We start from the raw sequence: 22,092 nt of genomic DNA on the forward strand, positions 1-22,092 counted from the left end.
TGTGATGACTCAACACAGCGAAATCGTCCAGGTCGAGCATCGGGGCGCGGTGGCAATTGTCACCATGAACTACCCGGAGCGTCGCAACGCCTTCTCATTAAAGATGCGTTTGGCGTTGTTGGAGACTTTTCACCGGCTTCATCACCAGGACGACACTTGTCGCGCCATCGTTCTGACCGGTGCAGGTGAACACTTCTGTGCCGGCGGTGACCTTTCGGAGATGACCACCGTTTCGTCTTCGTTGCTGGACATGCGTGAGCGCATCAGCATCGGGGTCAGGCTCTTCCGTCTGATTTTCACCGGCGACAAGCCTGTGGTGGCCGCTGTTGAAGGCAACTGCATGGGGGCTGGACTGTCGCTTGCCGCAGCCTGCGACCTGGCCGTCGGGAGTGAGTCGGCCAAGCTGGCTTGCTCGTTCGTCAAGGTAGGTCTGCTGCCCGATACGGGGCTGTTGTGGACCCTGCCGCAGAAAGTCGGTGCCGGCAAGGCCCGCCAGTTGATGCTCAGTGCCGAACCGTTCGACGGCATCAGGGCTGGCGAACTGGGATTGTTCAATCAGGTGGTTGCGCCGGGGCAGGCCTTGGAGGCAGCGGTGCAGCGTGCGCAGAAGCTGGCGCACCTGCCACCTGTGACATTGGCGTTGCTCAAAGCTTCGCTGGTGCGTGGTGGTGACAGCGTGGAGGCCGCCTGGCGCCGTGAGGTCGACCTCAACCCGCTGACGCGCCAGACCCAGGATCACCAGGAAGCCGTTGCGGCCTTCATGGAAAAACGTCAACCGACATTCAGCGGGAATTGAAGCATGTACGCAAACGACCTTTTGGCTGGCAAGAAAATCCTCATCACCGGAGGCGGCACGGGGCTGGGCAAGAGCATTGGCAAGCGCTATCTGGAGCTGGGCGCTGAGCTGGTGATCGCCGGGCGCCGCAAAGAAGTGCTTGAAGCGACTGCTGAAGAGTTCCGTACTGCACTGCCAGGGGCACGTGTCGCCACCGTGCAAGCTGATGTGCGTGACGCCGAGTCGGTCGAAGCCATGATGGAAGAAGTGTGGCGTAGCGGCCCGTTGGATGTGTTGCTGTGCAACGCCGCCGCCAACTTCATCGCGCGTACCGAAACGTTGTCGCCGCGGGCAGTGGATGCGGTTTTGGACATCGTCCTGCACGGCAGCTTCTATTGTGCGATTGCAGCCGGCAAGCGCTGGATTGCCGAAGGGCGCCCGGGCAATGTCATCAGTACGGTGTCTACGCCAACCATGACCGGTTCGGCCTTTACCGCGCCCAGCGCAGCGGCCAAGGCTGGCGTGCTGGCCATGACCCGGAGCCTGGCCGTGGAGTGGGGGCCCAAGGGCATTCGTCTCAACTGCGTAGCACCGGGCTTGTTCCCCACCCCTGGCGCCTGGGAGCAGCTGTATCCGCCAGGTTCGCAGGTCGAGCCGCAGGAAAAGAGCGTGCCCTTGCGGCGTTTTGGCGACCACCGTGAGCTGGCTGACCTCTATAGCTACCTGGCTTGCGATGGTTCTTCCTACATCACGGGTGAAATGGTAGTGATTGATGGCGGGCGCTGGATGCAAGGGGTTGGCGGGCCCAGCTTCCGTGCCATGCAGGACTGGAATGAAGAGCAATGGCAAGCGATGCGCGGCCAGGGGCGCAGCTGACATGGCCGGCCCACTTTCCGGAATCAAGGTTGTCGAGCTCGCCGGCATCGGCCCAGGCCCTATGTGCGCCATGTTGTTGGCCGACCTGGGCGCAACGGTGATCCGCGTCGACCGTAAACAGCCGGCCAAGCTCGGTATCGAGCGCCCGCTGCAGTACAACACCCTGCTGCGCAACCGCTACGCAGTCGCCGTCGACCTCAAGGACCCGGCAGGGGTGGAGACCGTACTGCAGCTGGTTGAACAGGCCGACGCGCTGATCGAAGGCTTCCGCCCTGGGGTGACCGAACGCTTGGGCCTGGGCCCAGATGACTGCCTCGCGCGTAATCCACGCCTGGTGTATGGCCGCATGACCGGTTGGGGGCAGGACGGCCCCTTGGCCAAATATGCGGGGCACGACCTCAATTACCTGGCCTTGACCGGGATCCTCGATGCCATCGGCCGTGAGGGACAACCGCCAAGCATCCCGTTGAATCTCGTGGGAGACTACGCGGGTGGTTCGCTGTACCTCGCTCTGGGTTTGCTGGCTGGCATCCTAGAGGCGCGCGGCTCAGGCCAAGGCCAGGTCGTTGACGCGGCCATCGTCGATGGCGCGGCGCACCTGGCAACCACGTTCTTCGGCATGTTGGCCGCAGGCATGTGGAAAGAGGGGCGGGGCACAAACATTACTGACAGTGGGTCACCGTTCTACGACTGCTACCTGTGTGCCGATGGCAAGTTCATCAGCGTTGGCCCGATCGAAAGCAAGTTCTACGACGAGTTGCTGCGGCTGATGGACCTGGACCCGCAGCTCTTGGGGGAGCAGATGGATCGCGAGGCGTGGGCAAGCGCCAAGAAGGAGCTCGCCGCACGTTTCCGTACCCGCAGCCGTGATGAATGGGTTGCCGTGCTTGAGGCCAGCGATGCCTGTGCCACCGGCGTGCTGACGTTCTCTGAGGCGGCCGGGCATCCGCATCTGCGCGCCAGAGGCACGTTCATTGAGGTTGATGGCGTGACTCAACCTGCGCCAGCGCCCCGTTTCTCCCGCAGTGTGCCAGTTACGCCTTTCGCACCGCAGCCCATCACGCCGGCCAATACCGATGCAGCGTTGTCCGCCTGGTTCACCCCGGAGCGGGTTGAGCAATTGCGCGCCAGCGGCATCATCGACTGAGGAAACCCTTATGGATTTGCGATTTACACCGGAAGAACTGGCTTTTCGCGATGAGGTCAGGGCTTTTCTGAAAACGGCAGTGCCGGCGTCGATTCGGCGCAAGGTCGAATATGGCCAGCGACTCTCCAAAGAAGAAATGGTCAGCTGGGTACGGATCCTCAATGCCAAGGGCTGGGCGTGCCCGGCTTGGGCACCCGAGTGGGGCGGCCAGGCCTGGAGTGCAACACAGCACTACATCTTCAAGGAAGAGCTGCACATGGCACCTGCCCCGGAGCCGATCTCGTTCAACATGAACATGATCGGCCCGGTCTTGATCGCCTTCGGCACCCAAGCGCAGAAAGAGCATTTCCTGCCCCGCGTGGCAAACATGGACTACTGGTTCTGCCAAGGGTTCTCTGAGCCGGGTTCGGGGTCCGACCTTGCCTCATTGCGCACCAGCGCAGTACGCGATGGCGATCACTATGTGCTGAACGGCCAGAAACTATGGACCTCCACGGCCCATCATGCTGACTGGTGCTTCATGCTTGTGCGCACTGATGCGACGGCCAAAAAACAGCAGGGCATCAGTTTCGTGCTCATGGACATGAAGACACCGGGTATTTCGATTCGCCCGATCGTCACCCTCGATGGCCATCACGAAACCAACGAAATGTTCCTGGATAACGTCAGGGTTCCGGTGGCCAACCTTATTGGTGAGGAAAACCGCGGTTGGGATGTTGCCAAGTTCCTGCTCGGTAGCGAGCGTGGCGGCATCGCCCGAGTCGGCCTGTCGAAATTCCGCGTAAGACGGGCCAAGCAACTGGCCCGCAGCGTGGCCACGGGCGCAGGCGTTCTGGCGGACCAGCCACGCTTTCGCGAACGAGTCGCGGCGCTGGAAGTTGAACTCAAGGCACTGGAAATGACCCAGATGCGCGTTATCGCTGACAGCGAGAAGTACGGGCACACCCCAGACCCGCGCAGTTCGATCCTGAAAATGAAAGGCTCGCAACTGCAGCAGGCGGCGACTGAGCTGTTGATGGAGGTGGCAGGCTACAACGCGCTTGAATACGACCAGGCGTTCGTGGTGGGTGAGCGTGAGGTACAGCATGACGATGATTGGGCGCGCACCATCGCGCCAAATTACTACTGGGTGCGGCATGTCTCCATTGTCGGGGGCTCCAACGAAATCCAGCACAACATCCTGGCCAAAACTCTGCTCGGACTTTAAGCATGAATTTCGATTTCAATGAAGAACAGCGCATGCTCAAGGACGCGGTCGATCGCCTGGTCGGCGACCGTTATGGCTTCGAGCAACGCAGCCGTTATCTGGACACGAAGGAAGGCTGGAGCCGAGAGCTGTGGGCTCGCTACGCCGACCTGGGGTTGCTGGGTCTGCCGTTTAGCGAGGCCGATGGTGGCTTTGACGGTGGTCCGGCTGAAACCATGATCGTCATGGAAGCGGTGGGCCGCGGCCTGTTGCTTGAGCCTTACCTGGCCAGCGTGGTGCTCGCCGGCGGATTGCTGGCCAGTGCTGGCGACGTGCAACAGCGGGCCGAGATCATCCCGGCGCTGATCGCCGGCGAGCGCTTGCTGGCCTTTGCCCACAGTGAAGCCCAAGCACGCTACGACCTCGCTGATGTTGCCACCCGCGCCCGTCGCGAGGGCGACCATTGGGTGCTCGACGGTTGTAAACGCTTCGTGCTGCATGGCGATTGCGCTGACCAACTGATCGTTTCTGCGCGTACCCATGGCGGGCAACGAGATACCGACGGCATCGCACTGTTCATCGTCGACGCCAATACTGCGGGTATCAGCCGCCGCAGTTACCAGACTCAGGACCGCCTTCGCGCCGCAGACATCACGCTCGATGGCGTACGCCTGCCTCTGGCAGCATTGCTGGGTTCGTCCCGCCAAGCCTTGCCGCTGATCGAACACGCCGTGGATCGCGCCGTCGCCGCGCTGTGCGCCGAGGCTGTCGGGGCCATGCAGCAGGCTTTCGACATGACGGTCGAGTACCTCAAGGTCCGCAAGCAGTTCGGCGTGTTGATCGGCTCGTTCCAGGCGCTGCAGCACAGCGCCGTGGATATGTTGGTGATGATCGAGCAGGCGCGCAGCATGGCTTACTACGCCAGCATGATGGTGAACGATGACGATGCCCTTGAGCGCCGTCGGGCCATCGCTGCGGCGAAAGTGCAGATCAACCGCTCGGCACGCTTCGTGGCGCAACAGGCTGTGCAGTTGCACGGTGGCATCGGCGTCACCGAGGAATGCCAGGTGGGTCATTACATGCGCCGCCTGTCCATGATCGAAATACTGTTCGGCGACGCCGACCACCATTTGGCGCAACTGGCTAGCGATGGCGGCCTGATCGCCGCAGACGCTTGAATCGACGAGAGAACGCTATGAAACATGACGCTAACGATCCGTACCGTGAACTGCGTGACTCCCTGCGAGGCCTGTGTGGCGAATTTCCTGATGAATACTGGCGTCAGATCGACCATGCGCGGGTCTACCCCGAAGCGTTCGTCGACGCGCTGACCAAGGCGGGCTGGATGGCCGCATTGATTCCCGAGGAGTACGGCGGCTCGGGGCTGGGCTTGGCTGAGGCCTCGGTGATCATGGAGGAGATCAACCGCAATGGCGGCAACTCCGGGTTCTGCCACGGCCAGATGTACAACATGAACACCCTGTTGCGTAATGGTTCCGACGCACAGAAGCGCAAGTACCTGCCCAAGATCGCCAGTGGCGAATTACGCCTGCAGTCCATGGCCGTGACGGAGCCTACCACCGGCACAGATACCACCAAGTTGCGCACCACTGCGGTCAAGAAGGGTGATCGCTACGTGGTGAACGGGCAAAAGGTGTGGATTTCCCGTGTCCAGCACTCGGACATGATGATCCTGCTGGCGCGTACCACACCGCTGGCCGATGTGAAGAAAAAGTCCGAAGGCCTGTCCTGCTTCCTGGTCGACTTGCACGACGCCATCGGTAAAGGCCTCGATGTGCGGCCTATTCCCAATATGGTCAACCACGAAACCAACGAGCTGTTCTTCGATAACCTCGAGATCCCGGAAGAGAACCTGATTGGCGAGGAAGGCCAAGGGTTCAAGTACATTCTCGACGGGCTCAACGCCGAGCGTACCCTGATCGCCGCTGAATGCATCGGCGACGGCTATTGGTTTGTCGACCGTGCCACCCGCTATGCCAATGACCGCGTGGTGTTCGACCGGCCAATCGGGAAAAACCAGGGCATTCAGTTCCCCATCGCTGAAGCCTACATGGACATTCGGGCTGCCGACCTGATGCGCTACCGCGCCTGCGAGCTGTTCGACGCGCACCAGCCGTGCGGAGCCGAGGCCAACATGGCCAAGCACTTGGCGGCTACCTCATCGTGGAAAGCGGCCAACGCTTGCCTGCAAACCCATGGCGGTTTCGGCTTTGCCTGTGAATACGACGTAGAGCGCAAGTTCCGCGAGACGCGCCTGTATCAGGTGGCTCCGATTTCCACCAACCTGATCCTGTCCTATGTAGCCGAGCACATACTCGGCCTGCCACGGTCGTTCTAAGGGAGCTGGCATGAGCTACGAGAGCATTCTCTACGAGGTCAAGGACCGCATCGCCACCATCACCATCAATCGGCCTGACCAGCTCAACAGCTGGAATGACCAGGTCGCGACCGAGGTGTATGACGCCATGCAGGCTGCAGGCGCCGATAAAGGCGTGCGGGTGATCGTCTTCACCGGTGCAGGCAAGGCATTTTGTGCAGGCGGCGATATCAATAGTTTTGGCGGTGACCCCAACGGGTTGATGACCAAGCTGCCGCGGCCTTTCGACATGCGCAAGCGCGCCGATTGGCAAACGCGTTGCTCTTATTACCCCGCGATCCCGAAACCTGTGATCGCCATGCTCAATGGCGCCACCGTGGGCATAGGCCTGATCCATGCGCTGTTCTGTGACATCCGTTTCGCCGCAGAAGACGCCACGATCACCACCGCGTTCGCCCGCCGTGGCCTTACGGCCGAGTACGGCATGGCCTGGATCCTGGAGCACCATGTGGGCCAGGCTCATGCGCTGGACCTGTTGCTGTCCGGGCGCAAGATCAAAGGCGTCGAGGCCCAGCGTATGGGCCTGGTAAACCTTGCGGTACCGGCCGATCAACTGGTCGAGCACACCTATGCGTACGCCCGCGACCTGGCGCAGAACTGCTCGCCGCGCTCGATGCGCATCATGAAGCAGCAGCTTTGGGAAGTACCGTTCCAGACGTGCCACGAGGCGGTGATGAGCGCTGGCCTGGATATGCCAATTGCCAATCAGGGCCCGGATTACAAAGAGGGCATCGCCAGCTTCATGGAGAAGCGCCCGCCGCAGTTCCCTGACGACGAATGCTAAGCGTACAAGACCCTGCGCACCCAGGTGGGCAGCGGTACAACTAACAACAAGAGGAATACGCAATGAGTGGAATGGTTGAAGGCAAAGTGGTTGTAGTCAGCGGCGCGGGTAACGGCATTGGCCGCGCCATTGCATTGGCGATGGCCGCCGAAGGCGCCCGCGTCGTTGTCAATGACCTGGGTTCTTCCGTGCATGGCGAGGGCCAGGATGCAGGCCCGGCCCAGCGTGTGGTCGATGAGATCAAAGCCGCCGGTGGTGAAGCGGTGGCCAGCACCGACAGCGTCGCAGGCTGGGACTCGGCGCACCGTATCGTGCAGACCGCAATGGACACCTTTGGCCGTATCGACACGGTGGTGAACAACGCCGGTATCCTGCGCGACCGCATGTTCCATAAAATGGACGAACAGGAATGGCAGGCCGTGCTCAACGTGCACCTCAACGGCTCGTTCTTCCTGGCCCGCGCCGCAGCCCCGCACTTTCGTAACCAAAGCTCAGGTTGCTACATCCACATGACGTCCAACACCGGCCTGGTAGGTAACATCGGCCAGGTCAACTACGCGGCAGCGAAAATGGGCATTGTGGGTATGTCCAAGGCTATTGCGCTGGACATGGCCAACTTCGGTGTGCGCTCCAACTGCATCTCGCCGGCCGCCTGGAGCCGCATGATTGGCGCCGTGCCGACCGATACCCCAGAGAAAAAGCTGCAAGCCGAGCGCATGGAACGCATGATGCACCCGTCGCGCCAAGCGCCACTGGCCGTATTCCTGGCTTCCGACCAGGCCCAGGACGTGTCCGGGCAGATCTTCTACGTGCGCGCCAACGAAATCATGTTGGTCAGCCAGCCTCGCGTTACCCGTTCGGTGCACCGTGACAACGGCTGGACCCCGCGCGACGTCGCTGAACACGCCATTCCGGCCTTGCGTTCGAGCTTCCTGCCGTTGCACCAGACCCATGACGTGTACAGCTGGGAACCGATCTGAGCCATAAGCGACCGAGCCCCATCGGTGCCGCCGGTGGGGCGAGCCTGAGACCCGACTACGAGCTAACCCTATGCTGAACTATGAACGCGTCAAGCACTGGCCCATTGAAGAGGTCACGCGCACGTACACCGAGCGCGACACTATTCTTTATGCGCTCGGTCTGGGAGTGGGTGGCGACCCGATGGATCCTGTCCATCTGCGGTTCACTTTTGAGGACGGCTTGCAGGCAGTGCCAACCTTGGCGGCGGCGATTGCCTGGCCGAAGCCATGGATGACCAACCCCGAAACCGGAGTCAATTATTTGAAGCTGGTACACGGCGAGCAGGACACCCGTTGGTTCATGCCAATGCCAGTGAGCGGCACGGTCATCAGCCGCACCCAGGTCAATCGCATCTGTGACAAAGGCGAAGGCAAGGGCGCGATCGTCGAGCTGCTGCGCGATATCATCGACGCGGCCAGCGGCGAGCGCATTGCCCAGACGCGCCAGGTTTCGTTCCTGCGTGGCGATGGCGGCTACACCGCCCAAGGTGGCCGCAGCGATGAGCCGCCGCAAAGCCTGCCAAGCGTGCCTGACCGCGCTCCGGATTTCGAATACGAATTGCTCTCGCCTGCACAGGCTGCGCTGATCTACAGGCTGTCTGGCGATGCCAACCCGTTGCATGCCGACCCTGAAGTCGCTGCGCGTGCGGGTTTCAAACAACCGATCCTGCATGGCCTGGCCACCTACGGCATGGCCGCGTTCGCTGCAATCAAGCGCTGCGCCGAAGGCGACGCCAGGCGGCTGAAGCGTATAGCCGCCCGTTTTACCTCGCCTGTGTATCCTGGCGAAACGCTGCGCTTTCAGTTCTGGAATGGCGAGGGTGGCCAGGTACATTTGCGCGCACGCGTCGACAGCCGCGATACCGTTGTGCTGAACAACGGCGTGATCGAGCTCGCCTGAGGAGTATGAGTCGATGAACTTTCGGGAAAGCAGCGAAGAACTGGCGTTTCGCCTGGAAGTTCGTGCCTTTGTAGAGCGCGAGCTACCGGCTGATATCCGTGATCGGGTGTTGGACTTCCAGCACTTGGGGCGCGAGGACTATGTGCGCTGGCAACGCATCTTGCAACAACGCGGCTGGGGCGCGCCGGGCTGGCCGGTAGCCTTTGGCGGTACCGGCTGGACGGCTGCGCAACGTAATATCTTCGATGAAGAGTGCTTTACCGCTGGTGCTCCACGGCAGATGCCGTTCGGGTTGTCGATGGTGGCGCCGGTGCTGCAGAAATTCGGCACGCCGGAACAGCAAGCTCGGTTCCTCCCGCGCATCCTCGACATGAGCGACTGGTGGTGCCAGGGCTACTCCGAACCAGGCGCCGGCTCTGATTTGTCGGCGCTGCGCTGCCGCGCCGAAGTCAGTGGCGATGGTTACAGGGTCAACGGCCAGAAGATCTGGACCTCCTTCGCCCAGTGGGCGAACTGGATTTTCTGCCTGGTGCGCACGCATCATGAAGGCCGACAGCAGGAGGGAATCTCTTTCCTGCTGATCGATATGGCCACCCCGGGTATCCAGGTGCGACCGATCAAGACGCTCGATGGCGGGCACGACGTCAACGAAGTGTTCTTCGATGATGTGTGGGTGCCCCGTGACAACCTGGTTGGCGAAGAGCACAAAGGTTGGGGGATCGCCAAATACCTGCTCGGACATGAGCGCACCAACATTGCCGGTCTGGGCAACTGCAAGCGCTTCATGCGCCGACTCAGGGAGATCGCTGCCAGTAGCCAGAAGAAGGGCCGCCCGCTGCTTGAAGATGTTCGGTTTCGAGACAAGGTGGCCGTTATCGAGATGGAACTGCATGCCCATGAATGGTCACTGCTGCGCTTGATCGACCAAGAGGGGAAGGGCCAGGGCAAAGGAATTGAGGCTTCACTGCTGAAAATCCGGGGGTCCGAGATACAGCAGCGGCTGACCGAGCTGATCATGGAATGCGCAGGCCCGTACGCGGTGCCGTTCGTACCCCAGGCGCTGGAGGGAGATACGCAGGTCGATACCGCCAATGGGCAACTGCTCAATGCCTTGGCATCGCATTACCTGGACTGGCGCAAGATTTCGATCTACGGCGGCTCCACGGAAGTGCAGAAGAACATTATTGGCAAATTGACCCTTGGCCTGTGACCGGCGCTAACGCCCTGGAGGTTTTGCAATGGACTTCTCTCTCGATGAAGAGCAACAGATGCTCGCCGACATGGTCGCTCGCTTTGTCGAGCGCCAGTATGAGTTCGAGACCCGCCGCGCCCTGGCCCAGAGCCCCCGAGGCTGGTCCGAGGACAACTGGTCGGCCTTGGCTGAAACGGGCCTGCTGGCCCTAGGACTGGACGAGCAATACGGCGGTCTTGGTGCCGGCGCCGAAGAAACCCTGGTGGTGATGGAGGCCTTCGGTCGCGGACTGGTACTAGAACCCTTTCTCGCCAGCGCGTTGGTGGGGGGGCCGCTGCTCCAGCGGGTGGGCAGTGCGCAGCACAAAGAGCGGTTGCTGCCGTTGCTGGCGCGCGGCGAGTGCCGTATCAGCCTCGCGGCACTTGAGCCACAAAGCCGCTTTGACCTGGCGGATGTGACGTGCCAGGCCAGTGAAACTGGCACTAGCTATCGTCTGAACGGCCGCAAGAGCGTGGTTTCACACGGTGATTCTGCCCACTGGTTGATCGTTTCGGCCAGAACCCGCGGAGCCCAAAACGACCCTGATGGTATCAGCCTGTTCCTGGTTGAAGCAGCGGCGCCTGGTGTGAAAGTGCGCAGCTTCGCTGGGCTGGATGGTCAGCGCGTTGCTGAAATAGAGCTCTGCGACGTCAACGTGAGCCGCGAGGCGCTGCTGGGTATTGAGCACAAGGGGTTGGCGGATCTGGAGTGGGCCGCAGACCGAGCTTGCTTTGCCTTGTGCGCAGAAGCGGTTGGATGCATGGACCGCTTGATTGAATTGACAGTCGAGTACTTGAAGACGCGCAAGCAATTCGGCAAACCCATTGGCAGCTTCCAGGCGCTGCAGCATCGTGTGGCAGAGATGCTTGGCCTGAGTGAGCAGGCGCGGTCTATTACCCATTATGCCGCTGCCAACCTCGACAATGAGCGTGCCAATGAGCGTGCTCGGGCGATATCAGCGGCCAAGACACTGGTGGGGCGCGCAGGTAGGGTTATCGGGCAACAGGCCACCCAGTTGCATGGAGGCATGGGCATGACCGATGAACTGGCGGCCGGTTGGTACTTCAAGCGCCTGACCACGATCGATATGAGTTGGGGTGATAGCGATCACCACACCGAGCGATATGGTTCGCTGATGTAGCAACATCCGCGGCTTATTCGTACCCACACTGAAACCGGGCCGCCTAGCGGCCCGGTCTGCGTTGGCTGAAGTTGAATTCCCTGGATTTAACGGAGCATTGCCAGACTGGCAGAGGGGGTGTTGCAGGTATAAGGCTGGGCATGACATGCCGCGATGCGTGCTCGAAGATCCATCTGTCGAGCTTCGACGACAAAGTGGGCGACGATGACCAGTGCGAAAACCGACAGCGAAAGGCTCAAGGGTAAAGATAGCTTCATGTCGTTTATACCTGCTTCTGAGCAGTGTTATTGGAATGAGTAGCGCCTGTCCCTCTGTCAGGATGCGTGGTCCCTTGGAGGGTAGGTCAGGCGCTATCCGGATCTTGCCACACCGCCAAAATAAATTGAACGCTGTTTGTAAATATAAATAGCATACGTGCGCAGGCCTGCCAGCAGCAGAGGACGAATGGTCGCGCAGCGGCCTGCTCAACCGTCTCAGAAGGTTTGACATCCCTAAGAACTTTGTTCAACATCATGAATAACGTTCGTATAGATGCGAGGTTGCGATGAAAGTCCTGGTAGCTGTGAAGCGTGTTGTCGACTACAACGTCAAGGTTCGTGTCAAAGCGGATAACTCGGGTGTCGACCTGGCCAACGTGAAGATGGCCCTGAACCCGTTTTGCGAAATTGCGGTAGAAGAAGCGGTTCGTCTAAAAGAAAAAGGGGTGGCCACTGAAGTGGTCGCGGTAAGCGTGGGTTCAAGTATTGCGCAGGAACAATTGCGTACCGCGTTGGCTCTGGGTGCTGACCGGGCCATCCTGGTTGAGGCGGGTGACGAGCTCGGCTCTTTGGCTATCGCCAAAGCACTCAAGGCAGTGGTGGACAAGGAGCAGCCTCAACTGGTGATCCTTGGTAAGCAGGCCATTGACAGCGACAACAACCAGACCGGTCAAATGCTCGCTGCGCTCAGCGGGTATCCTCAAGGCACCTTCGCCTCGAAGGTCGACATCGCTGGCGACACGCTCAACGTCACCCGCGAAATTGATGGCGGCCTGCAGACGGTGGCCCTGAAACTGCCAGCGATCGTTACCACCGACCTGCGCCTTAACGAGCCGCGCTACGCCTCGCTACCCAACATCATGAAGGCCAAGAAAAAACCACTGGAGACTGTCACGCCAGATGCCCTGGGCGTGGCCCTGACCACCACCTTGCAGACTGTCAAAGTCGAGGCGCCCGCTGTTCGCGGTGCGGGCATCAAGGTCAAGTCGGTGGCTGAACTGGTCGAGAAACTGAAAAACGAAGCGAAGGTAATCTGAATGACTATCCTGGTTATCGCTGAACATGAGAACGGCGCCGTAGCGCCAGCGACCCTCAACACGGTTGCAGCTGCCACCCAGATTGGTGGCGATGTGCACATCCTGATCGCAGGCCAGAACGTCGGCGGTGTCGCTGAAAGTGCTGCCACGATTGCTGGCGTGGCCAAGGTCGTGGTTGCCGACCATTCTGCCTACGCCCACCGGCTGCCAGAAAATCTTGCGCCGCTTATCGTCGAACTGGCGGCAGCGTACAGCCATGTGCTCGCTCCGGCGACCACCAACGGCAAGAACGTCTTGCCGCGCGTTGCAGCGCTGCTGGATGTAGACCAGATCTCTGAAATCACTGCGGTCGTATCGGCCGATACCTTCCAGCGCCCGGTGTATGCGGGTAACGCCATCGCGACCGTGCAGTCGAGCGCCGCAGTGAAGGTGATCACCGTGCGCAGCACTGGGTTTGATGCGGTGGCCGGGCAGGGCGGTAGTGCCAGTGTCGAAATCGTCAACGCTGTCCATGATGCGGGCACTTCCTCATTCCTTGAAGAATCCCTGGCCAAGTCCGATCGCCCCGAACTGACCGCCGCAAAAATCGTCGTTTCTGGCGGCCGCGGTATGGGCAACGGCGACAACTTCAAACACCTTTACAGCCTCGCCGATACACTCGGCGCTGCGGTGGGTGCGTCGCGTGCTGCAGTCGATGCGGGTTTTGTACCCAACGACATGCAGGTGGGCCAAACCGGCAAGATCGTCGCGCCGCAGCTGTACATTGCCGTAGGCATCTCAGGTGCCATTCAGCACCTGGCCGGCATGAAGGATTCCAAGGTGATTGTCGCGATCAACAAAGACGAAGAGGCGCCAATCTTCCAGGTGGCTGACTACGGCCTGGTCGCTGACCTGTTCGAGGCTGTACCGGAGTTGACCGGAAGCCTAAAGTGATGAACCCGGGCGTCGCAGGATTTCAGTAGACTGTGTACGCCCCTTCAGGTGGGGCAGCCCCAAGCACCGTGCACGTTTGCCAGGCTGCCCACCCACGCCTCATCAGCAAAAGAGATAATAATGAAGACACTCGGTGAGTTGCTGGAACGCAACGCGCGCCTGTTTCCCCATCAAGAGGCGGTGGTCTACGACGATCGTCGCATCACCTATGCGCAATTGCTTGAACGTGCCCGCAGATTGTCGTCTGCACTTTATGCGCGCGGCATGCGCCATCAAGACCGCGTCGCGGTCCTGGCGATGAATTGCAATGAGTATTTCGACATCTACGGCGCATGCCAACTGACCGGTTACATCTGCGCGACGGTCAATTTTCGGCTTGCTGCCCCTGAGATCGAATACATCCTGCAGGACAGTGCCCCCCGGGTGCTGGTGTTCGAAGACCAGTACGCCGATGTGATAGACAGTCTCCGGCCGCAATTGAAGTCGGTTGAGCACTATCTGTGCATAGGCGCAGCCTGCCCGCCTTGGGCGCAGCCTTATGAGACGACGATTGCCGAGGCCGATACCGCCGGCGCCCCGTTGCGCGCGACTGCCGAGGATATCGTCCACTTGGTCTACACCAGTGGCACCACGGGTCGCCCCAAAGGTGCGGCGCGTAGCCAGCGTGGCGACCTCGCATTGGCACAGAACCAGGCCGAGGTGATGGACGTGCGCATCAACGGGCGTGTCCTGGTTATGATGCCGATGTTCCATGCTGGCGGTATTTCCATGATGCTGTCGGAGTTCTGGCATGCTGGCTGCGTCGTGCTGCATCGCAAGTTCGATGCCCGCGAGGTGCTGCGAACCGTAGAGCGCGAGCGTGTGGTCACCGTGCACATGGCGCCGACCATCGTGCAACAGGTGCTGGAGCTGCCTGACATCCGCGATTACGACTTGTCCAGCCTGGAAACCATCCTGTACGCCGCTGCCCCGATGCCTGTGGCGGTCCTGCGCCGCGGTGTCGAGTTGCTCGGGCCGATCTTCGTCAACTCCTGGGGGATGACTGAAACCAGCGGTACCGTCTTGCCGCGTCATCTTCACAAGCTTGAGGGTAATGAGGATGACCGGCGACGGCTGGGCTCAATAGGCCAGGCCATGGCCTATTGCGACATTCGCATTGTCGATGACCATGAGCAGGATTGCCCCGACGGTACGCCCGGCGAGATCTGGATTCGCTCGCCTGCCAACCTCGCTTACTACTGGAACAACAACGCTGCCACGCTGGACGCGCTGCGCGATGGCTGGCTGCGCACGGGGGACATGGCCTGGCGCGATGACCAAGGCTTTTTGTACTTGGTCGACCGCAAGAAGGACATGATCATTTCCGGCGGTGAAAACATCTATTGCCAGGAAGTCGAGCAGGCGCTCATGTTCCATCCGCAAGTTGGCGACGCTGCAGTAATAGGTGTTGCCCATGCGAAGTGGGGGGAGACCGTGAAGGCCATCGTAGTCCTCAAGGCCGGTGCCGAGTTAACCGCCGATGAGCTCATCGAGTACTCCGGCACACGCATCGCGCGTTACAAACGGCCCACCAGCGTGGATTTCGTGGCCGAACTCCCGCGCCTGCCCAGCGGCAAGGTCAATAAAATTGCCCTGCGGCAGTTGTTTTCTGCATAAGTAGTTGAGGCTGCGCTACCGTTGAAGTTCCCAGCGGTAGCCCCAGTCACCCGGCCTGGGCACGGGCTGGCGCTGCGATCTGCTGGCCCGTTGGGTAGTGCTCGAGCATGAAATCGACGAATGCGTGAATCTTGCTTGAGGCTCTTCTGCCTTGCGGGTACAGCAGCTCCATCGTCGGTGCAGTCATGGCCCAGTCCGGCAATACCTGGCAAAGCGCGCCACTGCGCAGGTGCTCCTCCAGATAAAATCCCATGCCTTGCATGATGCCCTGCCCATCGAGCGCCGCCTCGATCTGGATGCACCCTTGGGTGATGGACAGGCTGCAGGGCACGTCCAGTGTCTTGCGATGCCCATTGTGCTCAAAAGCCCATGGGTGCATGCGACCGGTCCTGGTGTTCCTGTAGCTGATGCAGTCATGCTCAAGCAGGTCTTCTGGAACTTGCGGCATCTTGCGAGTTGCAAAGTACCGAGGCGAGGCGACGGTAAGCAGCGGGGTATGGCCAAGCTGACGGGCGATCATGCTTGAGTCGCCCAATGGGCCGAGGCGCAGGATCACGTCATGTTGGCTTTCGACCGTGTCGTAGAGCTGCTCGGAGTCCGAAAAGTCCAGCTGAATATCCGGGTAGCGGCTGCGAAACGTCGACAGTAAAGGCACCACCAGGTACTGGCTTATGATGCTTGGTGCATCGACCCGCAGCCGCCCACGAGGTTGCACCTGCGAGCCGGCGAGCAAGGACTCGACGTCGGCGATCTCGTCATGCAGATGGCGGCAGTGTGCATAGTAGATCGTGCCTTCATCGGTGAGGTTGATGCGCCGCGTGGTACGGTTCAGCAGCCGCACCCTCAAGGCGCGCTCAAGGTTGCTCAGATGGGTGGAGACCATCGAGGGTGAAAGGCCCAATGCAGTTGCTGCACTGCTCAGGCTACCGTGATCGACGACAGCCATGAAGACCTCCATGCAGCGCAGCTTATCCAAATCCCTCTCCCGACTCAGCGATCTGCATGGATTCTAACAGGACAGTCCTGTGCCCCGGCTAGTGGCCGAGCGTACGTTCAATGATTGCGAATTCATCAGACAAGGAACCAGGGACGCTGAATTGGCTGATATCACTGATTTGCTGGAAGTGTTCGGCCAGCTTTTCTGCGCTAGCCGGATCATCTCGTGGGCCTGCCCAGCCTTCGGATACCCCGATAAAGGCGCGGGCATAGCGACCCAGCGCTGCAGAGTAAATCGACCGTGTGTTGGAACAGGCTTCGCTCGCCAGGTAGACCACTAGCGGGGTAACGAACTCCGGCAGGTAGGTGGTGCCCAGTTTCTCACCCAAAGCGGCATATTGAGCAGTGAATGCAGCGAGCTGCGCCGGGTCCATCGCTGCCTCCATGCGGCTTGTGGCGACCGGTAGCAGGGCGTTGCACTGTATGCCGTGTGCGCTACCTTCCAGGGCAAGCACATTCATGATGCCCACCAGCCCGGCTTTGGCGGCAGCATAGGCGGCCTGCTGAGGGTTACCAAACGCCGCGGCGGCAGAGGACATGAAGACGACCCGGCCATAGCCTTGCTGTTTCATGACTTTGTAAGCGGGCTGGGTGACATAAATGGCGCCTTTGAGGTGTACATCGATGATCGAGTCGAGTGTGTCATCATCGATCTCCTCGAAGGGAGCGTTGCGCAGGTGGCCGGCATTATTGATAACGATGTCGACCCTGCCAAAATGATCCAGTGCCGTTTGCACGATGTTCTCGCCACCGGCCCGGGTGGCCACCGAGTCGTAATTGGCGACAGCCGTGCCGCCGGCAGTGCGAATTTCCTCAACTACACGATCGGCCATGCCAGGCGAGCTACCTTGGCCATCGAAACGCCCCCCCAGGTCATTAACGACTACTGCGGCGCCTCTGGCCGCCAGCGCCATTGCAAAAGTACGGCCTAGTCCACCCCCGGCGCCGGTGACAATTGCGACGCGGCCGGTGAAGTCAATTGCAGTCATACGTTCCTCACTTTTTGTTGTTGTCGGGCGCAAAGCACGCGCGGGCTCGCACAACTGATCAGAAACTCGAAGCAGGCAACCTGATGATCAGCCCATCGAGTTCGGGGGCGACCATGATCTGGCAGCTCAGTCGGCTGTGCTCCGTGACGTCCACCGCGCAGGTCAACATGTCGTGTTCGTAGGGCTGGGCGGCGGGCATGTGCTGGGCCCACGCCTGGTCAACGTAGCCATGGCAGGTGGCACAGCTGCAACTGCCACCACAGTCTCCGAGGATGCCGGGCACCTGGTGGTTGATTGCCACTTGCATGACCGAGAGCCCGACAGGGGCATCTATGCGCTGCTCGCTGCCGTCCGGCTGGATGAAGGTGATTGTGGGCATGGCTATCCTCGTGGCGGGTTCAGGCGGGGGTAAGCAAGTCTTTGACGGGAATGGCTTCATCAGCCAAGCGGCGCGGGTCGACATGGATACGCTCGCTGATCAGCCGTTTGGCCACCATGAATTCTGGCGCGCGGTTAACCGTATCGACGGCCAGGATGTGACCGTCTTTCAGGTAGAAAGCGGCGAAAGAGTCTGTTTCAGGCGCCCCGCGCAACACCAATTGGTCATAGCCCTGGGACAGGCCGACCATTTTCAGCTTCAGCTGGTATTGGTCGGACCAGAACCACGGAACAGCCGCATAGGCCTTGGGCTTGCCGCAAAGGGATGCGGCTACGCAGCGTGCCTGTTCGAGGGCATTGGGCACCGACTCCAAGCGCAATCGCCTACCCAAAATCGGGTTGGGGTGGTTGGTGCAGTCGCCTGCCGCGTAAATGTTCGGGTCGCTGGTTTGGCCGAACTCGTCCACTACAATGCCGTCGTCCACAGCCAGGCCTGCCTGCGCTGCCAGCTCGACATTGGGCACAAGCCCGATGCCGACTACCACCAAGTCAGCGGGCACGCAGCTGCCATCCGCACACAGCACTGCCGTAACGGCTCCTCCGCAGGGCGCCAGCTGCACACCCTGCACTTGGCTATTGGTACGGATATCTACGCCTGCCTGGCGATGTCGCGACAAGTAAAAGGCCGATAGCTCCGGTGCAGTGACTCGCGCCAGCACGCGCGGTAGCGCCTCCAGCACCGTGACCTGCAGGCCGAACTCTACGGCCACGGCCGCAACTTCCAGGCCAACGTAACCGCCGCCAATGATAACCAGGCGCTTACCCGCTACGAACTGCTGGCGAATGCGCTCGACATCGTTGAGCGTGCGCAGGTAGTGGAAGTTGTTGGCGTTTTGCGCCTGCTCTATCTGCGGTATCGGAAGTGGCCGAGGCCTCCCGCCTGTAGTCAGGATCAGGCGGTCGTAGTGAATGGTCTTGCCATCTGCTAGCTCGACTGTGCAAGCCCTACGGTCGATTGCACTGACTCGTGTGCCACTGATGAACGCTACGTCAGCCTTGTCGAAGGTTGCTTTGGGCTTTATCAGCAGGCTTTCAGTGGTAACGGCGCCGCAAAGGTAGGCTTTGGACAGCGGCGGGCGGTGATAGGGAAGGGTTGGCTCTTCACCAATTAGAACGATACGGCCTTGCCAGCCGTTGTCACGTAAATGAGTTGCCAACTCAGCGGCGGCATGCCCCGCACCGACGATGATGGCAGTGCCTGTAACAACTTCAGTCATATCGACACCTTTGGTCAAAGCCCGCCAGCAAGGGCGGGGGAGTGAGCAAAGTATGCCTGTTTAATAACAGATGATTATTCAATTTCATTGAAAGATCCTGTCAGTCTTTGTGGATTTATTCCCTTTAAGTGGTTGCATAGAGTGGCCGAAACCGATCTTCAGGCAGAGGCTGGAAATGCTGAGTGCAAGACGTCGGGACAATAAACAAAGCCGGAGCAGCAACTGATGAGCGCAGTGAGCCCACTCGAGCAGTTTGACGATCCATCCTTCGATCCCTTTCTGGAGGATGCATTGGTGTTTGGCGACCATTTGGACCCTTATCCGAAGCTTGCCGAGTTGAGGGGTGAGGCGTCTGTGCTTCACGGGGAATACCGCGTGCTCATGGGGCTTGCTCCGGATGTCACCAGCCCTGCAGGTGCACAGCATTATTGTGTGTTGGGCTATGACGAAGTGGCGCAGGTGCTGGGAGACCCGCATACCTTCACCAATCACGCCTACACCTACAACCTGGGCATCAGTTTCGGGCGCAGTATTTCCACCATGGACGCCCCTGAGCACCCGCGATTTCGCCGAATTTTCCAGAAGGCGTTTCTGCCGCAGACGGTGGCTGCCTGGGGTGACGAACTGGTCGACCCGGTGGTGCATGAGCTGATGGCAGCGTTCGTTGAACGGGGCGAGGCCGACCTGGTCCAGGCGTTCACTCTGCATTACCCCTTCCAGATCATTTATCGGCAGCTGGCGCTGCCGCCGCAAGACGTAGCTACCTTTCACAAGATGGCCATTGCACAGACCATCGTTGCCGTGGATGTGGCACACGGCACGGAGGCATCACGCAAGCTCGGTGTCTATTTCAAAAACCTGGTCGCCGAGCGCAGACGTAACCCGGGGAGTGATCTGGTCAGCGCCTTGGCCCACGCCGAGGTCGATGGTGAGCGTCTGCCCGAGGATGTATTGATTTCCTTCCTGCGCCAGTTGGTCAACGCGGCGGGGGACACTACTTACCGTGCCACCAGCGTGTTGCTGAGTGCCTTGCTGCGTCATCCGCAGCAGCTGGAGGCGGTCCGCCAGGACCGCTCCTTGATCCCGCAGGCAATCGAGGAGGCCGTGCGCTGGGATGGTCCGGTGCTGATGCAGTCCCGCTTCGCCAGCAAGGCGGTCATGCTCGGGGGCGTTGATATCCCTCAAGGTGCTTTCATCGATGTCATCGCCGGCTCCGCCAACCGCGATGAGCGCAAATTCCCCGACCCTGACCGTTTCGATATTTTCCGCAAGCCCCAACACCGCCACTTCGCATTTGCCTTCGGCCCCCATGTCTGTATTGGCCAACATCTGGCACGTGTCGAGATGACCCGCGCACTCAATGCACTTCTGGATAAATTGCCCAACCTGCGTCTGGATCCGGACAAACCTGCCCCACAGATCCGTGGCGCGATGATGCGGGTACCGCACTCGATCCATGTGAAGTTCGGTTGAGCCTATGAACGATTACGACTACATCATCGTGGGTGCCGGCTCTGCCGGTTGCGTCTTGGCCGATCGACTGTCCGCCAATGGGCTTCATCGGGTTCTGCTGATAGAAGCGGGGCCTGAGGATCGCAACCCCTTGGTACGGATGCCCAGAGGCTTTGGCAAGTTGCTGAGCGACCCCACTCACGCCTGGCATCTACCCGTCACGGTGGACCCCGCCAGTGGGCGCACCCAAGAGATCTGGGCCCGCGGCAAGATGCTGGGTGGCTCCAGCGCTATAAATGGCATGGTATATATGCGCGGGCATCCTGCGGACTATGACGAGTGGGCCGCCAATGGTGCCAGCGGATGGGGCTGGGAAACCATGGCCAAGGCGTTTCGCCGCATCGAGAGACACGCGTTGGGCGAGACAGTGCTCAGGGGCGGCCAGGGCCCGCTGAAGGTTGCGCCCTATGCCCAGCGGTGTGATGTCAGCGAGGCTGTAATACAGGCCTGTGAGAGCCTGGGCTTGCCCCGCAAGCTCGATATCAACGAACTGGACCACGAAGGTGTCGCCTACCTCACCTATACCCTGTCAGGAGGAGTGAGGCAGAGCGCTGCGCATGCGTTTCTCGAACCGGCCCGAAAACGGCTCAATCTCAAGGTGTTGACCGATACCCAGGTACAGCGAGTGCTCTTCGAAGGGCAGCGGGCTGTCGGTGTCAGTGCACGCCACGGGAATGCAGCGCCCTGTGAATACCGCGCCCGTCGGGAGGTAATACTGTGCGCCGGTGCGTTGCAATCGCCTCGCTTGCTGCAGTTGTCCGGCATCGGCAACAGTAGCTTGCTGGGACGATTGGGGATACCTGTGATTGCGCACAGCCCCAATGTCGGACAGAACATGCGCGAGCACTTGCTGTGTTATCTGCAAACGCGCCTGAGCACCTGGCGCGGCAGCCAGAACCGAGAATTCTCAGGCGTGCGGCTGCTCAAGAACGTCATCCAGTATGGGCTCGCCCGGCGCGGCGTCATGGCGCTCGGTTCCTTCCCGGTCGGCGGGTTTTTCAAGACTCGCCCGGATCTTGATCGCCCCGATGCCCAGTTGATGATGGCCCCTTACTCGATGGACTTTTCCTCGCCGACTTACCGCTTCGAACCCCATCCGGGCATGCAGCTGTTCACCTATCCACTGCGTCCGCGTAGCCAGGGCAGCGTAACGATCGAGTCTGCGGACCCTGCACAGCCTGTGCGGATCGTCACCAACTACCTGGCCGATGAGTACGACCGGCAGGTATCGATTGGGGCTTTTAGAGTCATGCGCAAGGTCGTTGCCAGCGCCTCCATGCAGCATCTGGTAACGGCCGAGACCTACCCCGGCGCGCAGGTGCAGAGCGACGAGCAGATTCTTGAAGAATTCCGCCAACGGGGGCAGTCGGGTTATCACGCCTGTGGCACCTGCGCGATGGGTGCGGATAGCGCCTCGGTTCTGGATCCCAGGTTACGTGTCAGGGGTGTGCAGGGGCTGCGGGTAATGGACCTGTCGGTTATCCCGTCAATGATTTCCGGCAACACCAATGGCCCGATGATGGCCATGGCATGGCGCGCAGCAGAGCTCATCCTGGAGGATGCTCGCTGAGCTCTCTGCAGCCTCATATTGATCCTTCA

Annotated in this window: 20 protein-coding genes; 16 read left to right on the forward strand and 4 right to left on the reverse strand. The window is 60.4% G+C overall.

Annotation, left to right across the window (positions count from 1 at the left end):
• Nucleotides 1-4 precede the first annotated feature (4 nt).
• From ACIP1G_RS02555 to ACIP1G_RS02620, 14 genes are all read left to right on the forward strand, one after another.
• Nucleotides 5-796 carry an enoyl-CoA hydratase/isomerase family protein gene (locus tag ACIP1G_RS02555; RefSeq protein ID WP_400733397.1) on the forward strand — a complete coding sequence of 264 codons (792 nt, stop codon included), beginning with the start codon at nt 5-7 and terminating at the stop codon, nt 794-796.
• Between the two features lie 3 nt (nt 797-799).
• Complete coding sequence (locus tag ACIP1G_RS02560; RefSeq protein WP_400733398.1) at nt 800-1,651, forward strand: SDR family oxidoreductase; 852 nt, start codon at nt 800-802, stop codon at nt 1,649-1,651.
• A 1-nt stretch (nt 1,652) separates the two neighbouring features.
• On the forward strand, nt 1,653-2,798 hold the full coding sequence (locus tag ACIP1G_RS02565; protein ID WP_400733400.1) for a CaiB/BaiF CoA transferase family protein: 1,146 nt from the start codon (nt 1,653-1,655) through the stop codon (nt 2,796-2,798).
• Between the two features lie 10 nt (nt 2,799-2,808).
• A complete protein-coding gene (locus ACIP1G_RS02570; RefSeq protein WP_400733402.1) occupies nt 2,809-4,005 on the forward strand; it encodes an acyl-CoA dehydrogenase family protein in 1,197 nt (398 codons plus the stop codon).
• 2 nt (nt 4,006-4,007) lie between these two features.
• Nucleotides 4,008-5,162, forward strand: a complete 1,155-nt coding sequence (locus ACIP1G_RS02575) for an acyl-CoA dehydrogenase family protein (protein WP_400733405.1) — start codon at nt 4,008-4,010, stop codon at nt 5,160-5,162.
• 17 nt (nt 5,163-5,179) lie between these two features.
• A complete protein-coding gene (locus ACIP1G_RS02580; RefSeq protein ID WP_341798503.1) occupies nt 5,180-6,343 on the forward strand; it encodes an acyl-CoA dehydrogenase family protein in 1,164 nt (387 codons plus the stop codon).
• 10 nt (nt 6,344-6,353) lie between these two features.
• Entirely contained in the window at nt 6,354-7,166 is an 813-nt protein-coding gene (locus ACIP1G_RS02585) for an enoyl-CoA hydratase (RefSeq protein ID WP_392510121.1), read from the forward strand.
• A 62-nt stretch (nt 7,167-7,228) separates the two neighbouring features.
• A complete protein-coding gene (locus ACIP1G_RS02590) occupies nt 7,229-8,146 on the forward strand; it encodes an SDR family oxidoreductase (protein ID WP_400733408.1) in 918 nt (305 codons plus the stop codon).
• Nucleotides 8,147-8,216: 70 nt separating this feature from the next.
• Entirely contained in the window at nt 8,217-9,086 is an 870-nt protein-coding gene (locus tag ACIP1G_RS02595) for a MaoC/PaaZ C-terminal domain-containing protein (protein ID WP_400733410.1), read from the forward strand.
• Nucleotides 9,087-9,099: 13 nt separating this feature from the next.
• On the forward strand, nt 9,100-10,296 hold the full coding sequence (locus tag ACIP1G_RS02600) for an acyl-CoA dehydrogenase family protein (RefSeq protein WP_400733412.1): 1,197 nt from the start codon (nt 9,100-9,102) through the stop codon (nt 10,294-10,296).
• A 28-nt stretch (nt 10,297-10,324) separates the two neighbouring features.
• On the forward strand, nt 10,325-11,458 hold the full coding sequence (locus ACIP1G_RS02605) for an acyl-CoA dehydrogenase family protein (RefSeq protein ID WP_400733414.1): 1,134 nt from the start codon (nt 10,325-10,327) through the stop codon (nt 11,456-11,458).
• A gap of 544 nt (nt 11,459-12,002) precedes the next feature.
• Complete coding sequence (locus ACIP1G_RS02610) at nt 12,003-12,752, forward strand: electron transfer flavoprotein subunit beta/FixA family protein (protein ID WP_400733416.1); 750 nt, start codon at nt 12,003-12,005, stop codon at nt 12,750-12,752.
• Nucleotides 12,753-13,685, forward strand: coding sequence for an electron transfer flavoprotein subunit alpha/FixB family protein (locus ACIP1G_RS02615; protein WP_400733419.1), 933 nt, complete (start codon nt 12,753-12,755; stop codon nt 13,683-13,685).
• A 120-nt stretch (nt 13,686-13,805) separates the two neighbouring features.
• Nucleotides 13,806-15,341, forward strand: a complete 1,536-nt coding sequence (locus ACIP1G_RS02620; RefSeq protein WP_400733422.1) for a long-chain fatty acid--CoA ligase — start codon at nt 13,806-13,808, stop codon at nt 15,339-15,341.
• 46 nt (nt 15,342-15,387) lie between these two features.
• Here ACIP1G_RS02620 and ACIP1G_RS02625 read toward each other — a convergent pair whose 3' ends face one another.
• From ACIP1G_RS02625 to ACIP1G_RS02640, 4 genes are all read right to left on the reverse strand, one after another.
• A complete protein-coding gene (locus tag ACIP1G_RS02625) occupies nt 15,388-16,299 on the reverse strand; it encodes a LysR family transcriptional regulator (protein ID WP_400733819.1) in 912 nt (303 codons plus the stop codon).
• A gap of 76 nt (nt 16,300-16,375) precedes the next feature.
• Complete coding sequence (locus ACIP1G_RS02630; protein ID WP_400733424.1) at nt 16,376-17,326, reverse strand: SDR family NAD(P)-dependent oxidoreductase; 951 nt, start codon at nt 17,324-17,326, stop codon at nt 16,376-16,378.
• Between the two features lie 58 nt (nt 17,327-17,384).
• A complete protein-coding gene (locus ACIP1G_RS02635) occupies nt 17,385-17,705 on the reverse strand; it encodes a 2Fe-2S iron-sulfur cluster-binding protein (RefSeq protein WP_400733427.1) in 321 nt (106 codons plus the stop codon).
• A gap of 19 nt (nt 17,706-17,724) precedes the next feature.
• On the reverse strand, nt 17,725-18,981 hold the full coding sequence (locus tag ACIP1G_RS02640; protein ID WP_400733430.1) for an NAD(P)/FAD-dependent oxidoreductase: 1,257 nt from the start codon (nt 18,979-18,981) through the stop codon (nt 17,725-17,727).
• 225 nt (nt 18,982-19,206) lie between these two features.
• Here ACIP1G_RS02640 and ACIP1G_RS02645 point away from each other — a divergent pair, with 225 nt between their 5' ends.
• Both ACIP1G_RS02645 and ACIP1G_RS02650 read left to right on the forward strand, forming a co-directional pair.
• Nucleotides 19,207-20,454 carry a cytochrome P450 gene (locus ACIP1G_RS02645; RefSeq protein WP_400733432.1) on the forward strand — a complete coding sequence of 416 codons (1,248 nt, stop codon included), beginning with the start codon at nt 19,207-19,209 and terminating at the stop codon, nt 20,452-20,454.
• A 4-nt stretch (nt 20,455-20,458) separates the two neighbouring features.
• A complete protein-coding gene (locus ACIP1G_RS02650; RefSeq protein ID WP_400733433.1) occupies nt 20,459-22,063 on the forward strand; it encodes a GMC family oxidoreductase in 1,605 nt (534 codons plus the stop codon).
• Nucleotides 22,064-22,092: the final 29 nt, after the last annotated feature.

This window comes from Pseudomonas sp. NPDC089392 (assembly GCF_044749595.1).
In the GTDB taxonomy this organism is placed as follows: domain Bacteria; phylum Pseudomonadota; class Gammaproteobacteria; order Pseudomonadales; family Pseudomonadaceae; genus Aquipseudomonas.

What these genes read in the sequence shown, in the direction of transcription:
- ACIP1G_RS02555 (WP_400733397.1), top strand. Translation starts at nt 5, where the DNA reads ATGACTCAACACAGCGAAATCGTCCAGGTCGAGCATCGGGGCGCGGTG.
- ACIP1G_RS02560 (WP_400733398.1), top strand. Translation starts at nt 800, where the DNA reads ATGTACGCAAACGACCTTTTGGCTGGCAAGAAAATCCTCATCACCGGA.
- ACIP1G_RS02565 (WP_400733400.1), top strand. Translation starts at nt 1,653, where the DNA reads ATGGCCGGCCCACTTTCCGGAATCAAGGTTGTCGAGCTCGCCGGCATC.
- ACIP1G_RS02570 (WP_400733402.1), top strand. Translation starts at nt 2,809, where the DNA reads ATGGATTTGCGATTTACACCGGAAGAACTGGCTTTTCGCGATGAGGTC.
- ACIP1G_RS02575 (WP_400733405.1), top strand. Translation starts at nt 4,008, where the DNA reads ATGAATTTCGATTTCAATGAAGAACAGCGCATGCTCAAGGACGCGGTC.
- ACIP1G_RS02580 (WP_341798503.1), top strand. Translation starts at nt 5,180, where the DNA reads ATGAAACATGACGCTAACGATCCGTACCGTGAACTGCGTGACTCCCTG.
- ACIP1G_RS02585 (WP_392510121.1), top strand. Translation starts at nt 6,354, where the DNA reads ATGAGCTACGAGAGCATTCTCTACGAGGTCAAGGACCGCATCGCCACC.
- ACIP1G_RS02590 (WP_400733408.1), top strand. Translation starts at nt 7,229, where the DNA reads ATGAGTGGAATGGTTGAAGGCAAAGTGGTTGTAGTCAGCGGCGCGGGT.
- ACIP1G_RS02595 (WP_400733410.1), top strand. Translation starts at nt 8,217, where the DNA reads ATGCTGAACTATGAACGCGTCAAGCACTGGCCCATTGAAGAGGTCACG.
- ACIP1G_RS02600 (WP_400733412.1), top strand. Translation starts at nt 9,100, where the DNA reads ATGAACTTTCGGGAAAGCAGCGAAGAACTGGCGTTTCGCCTGGAAGTT.
- ACIP1G_RS02605 (WP_400733414.1), top strand. Translation starts at nt 10,325, where the DNA reads ATGGACTTCTCTCTCGATGAAGAGCAACAGATGCTCGCCGACATGGTC.
- ACIP1G_RS02610 (WP_400733416.1), top strand. Translation starts at nt 12,003, where the DNA reads ATGAAAGTCCTGGTAGCTGTGAAGCGTGTTGTCGACTACAACGTCAAG.
- ACIP1G_RS02615 (WP_400733419.1), top strand. Translation starts at nt 12,753, where the DNA reads ATGACTATCCTGGTTATCGCTGAACATGAGAACGGCGCCGTAGCGCCA.
- ACIP1G_RS02620 (WP_400733422.1), top strand. Translation starts at nt 13,806, where the DNA reads ATGAAGACACTCGGTGAGTTGCTGGAACGCAACGCGCGCCTGTTTCCC.
- ACIP1G_RS02625 (WP_400733819.1), bottom strand. Translation starts at nt 16,299, where the DNA reads ATGGAGGTCTTCATGGCTGTCGTCGATCACGGTAGCCTGAGCAGTGCA.
- ACIP1G_RS02630 (WP_400733424.1), bottom strand. Translation starts at nt 17,326, where the DNA reads ATGACTGCAATTGACTTCACCGGCCGCGTCGCAATTGTCACCGGCGCC.
- ACIP1G_RS02635 (WP_400733427.1), bottom strand. Translation starts at nt 17,705, where the DNA reads ATGCCCACAATCACCTTCATCCAGCCGGACGGCAGCGAGCAGCGCATA.
- ACIP1G_RS02640 (WP_400733430.1), bottom strand. Translation starts at nt 18,981, where the DNA reads ATGACTGAAGTTGTTACAGGCACTGCCATCATCGTCGGTGCGGGGCAT.
- ACIP1G_RS02645 (WP_400733432.1), top strand. Translation starts at nt 19,207, where the DNA reads ATGAGCGCAGTGAGCCCACTCGAGCAGTTTGACGATCCATCCTTCGAT.
- ACIP1G_RS02650 (WP_400733433.1), top strand. Translation starts at nt 20,459, where the DNA reads ATGAACGATTACGACTACATCATCGTGGGTGCCGGCTCTGCCGGTTGC.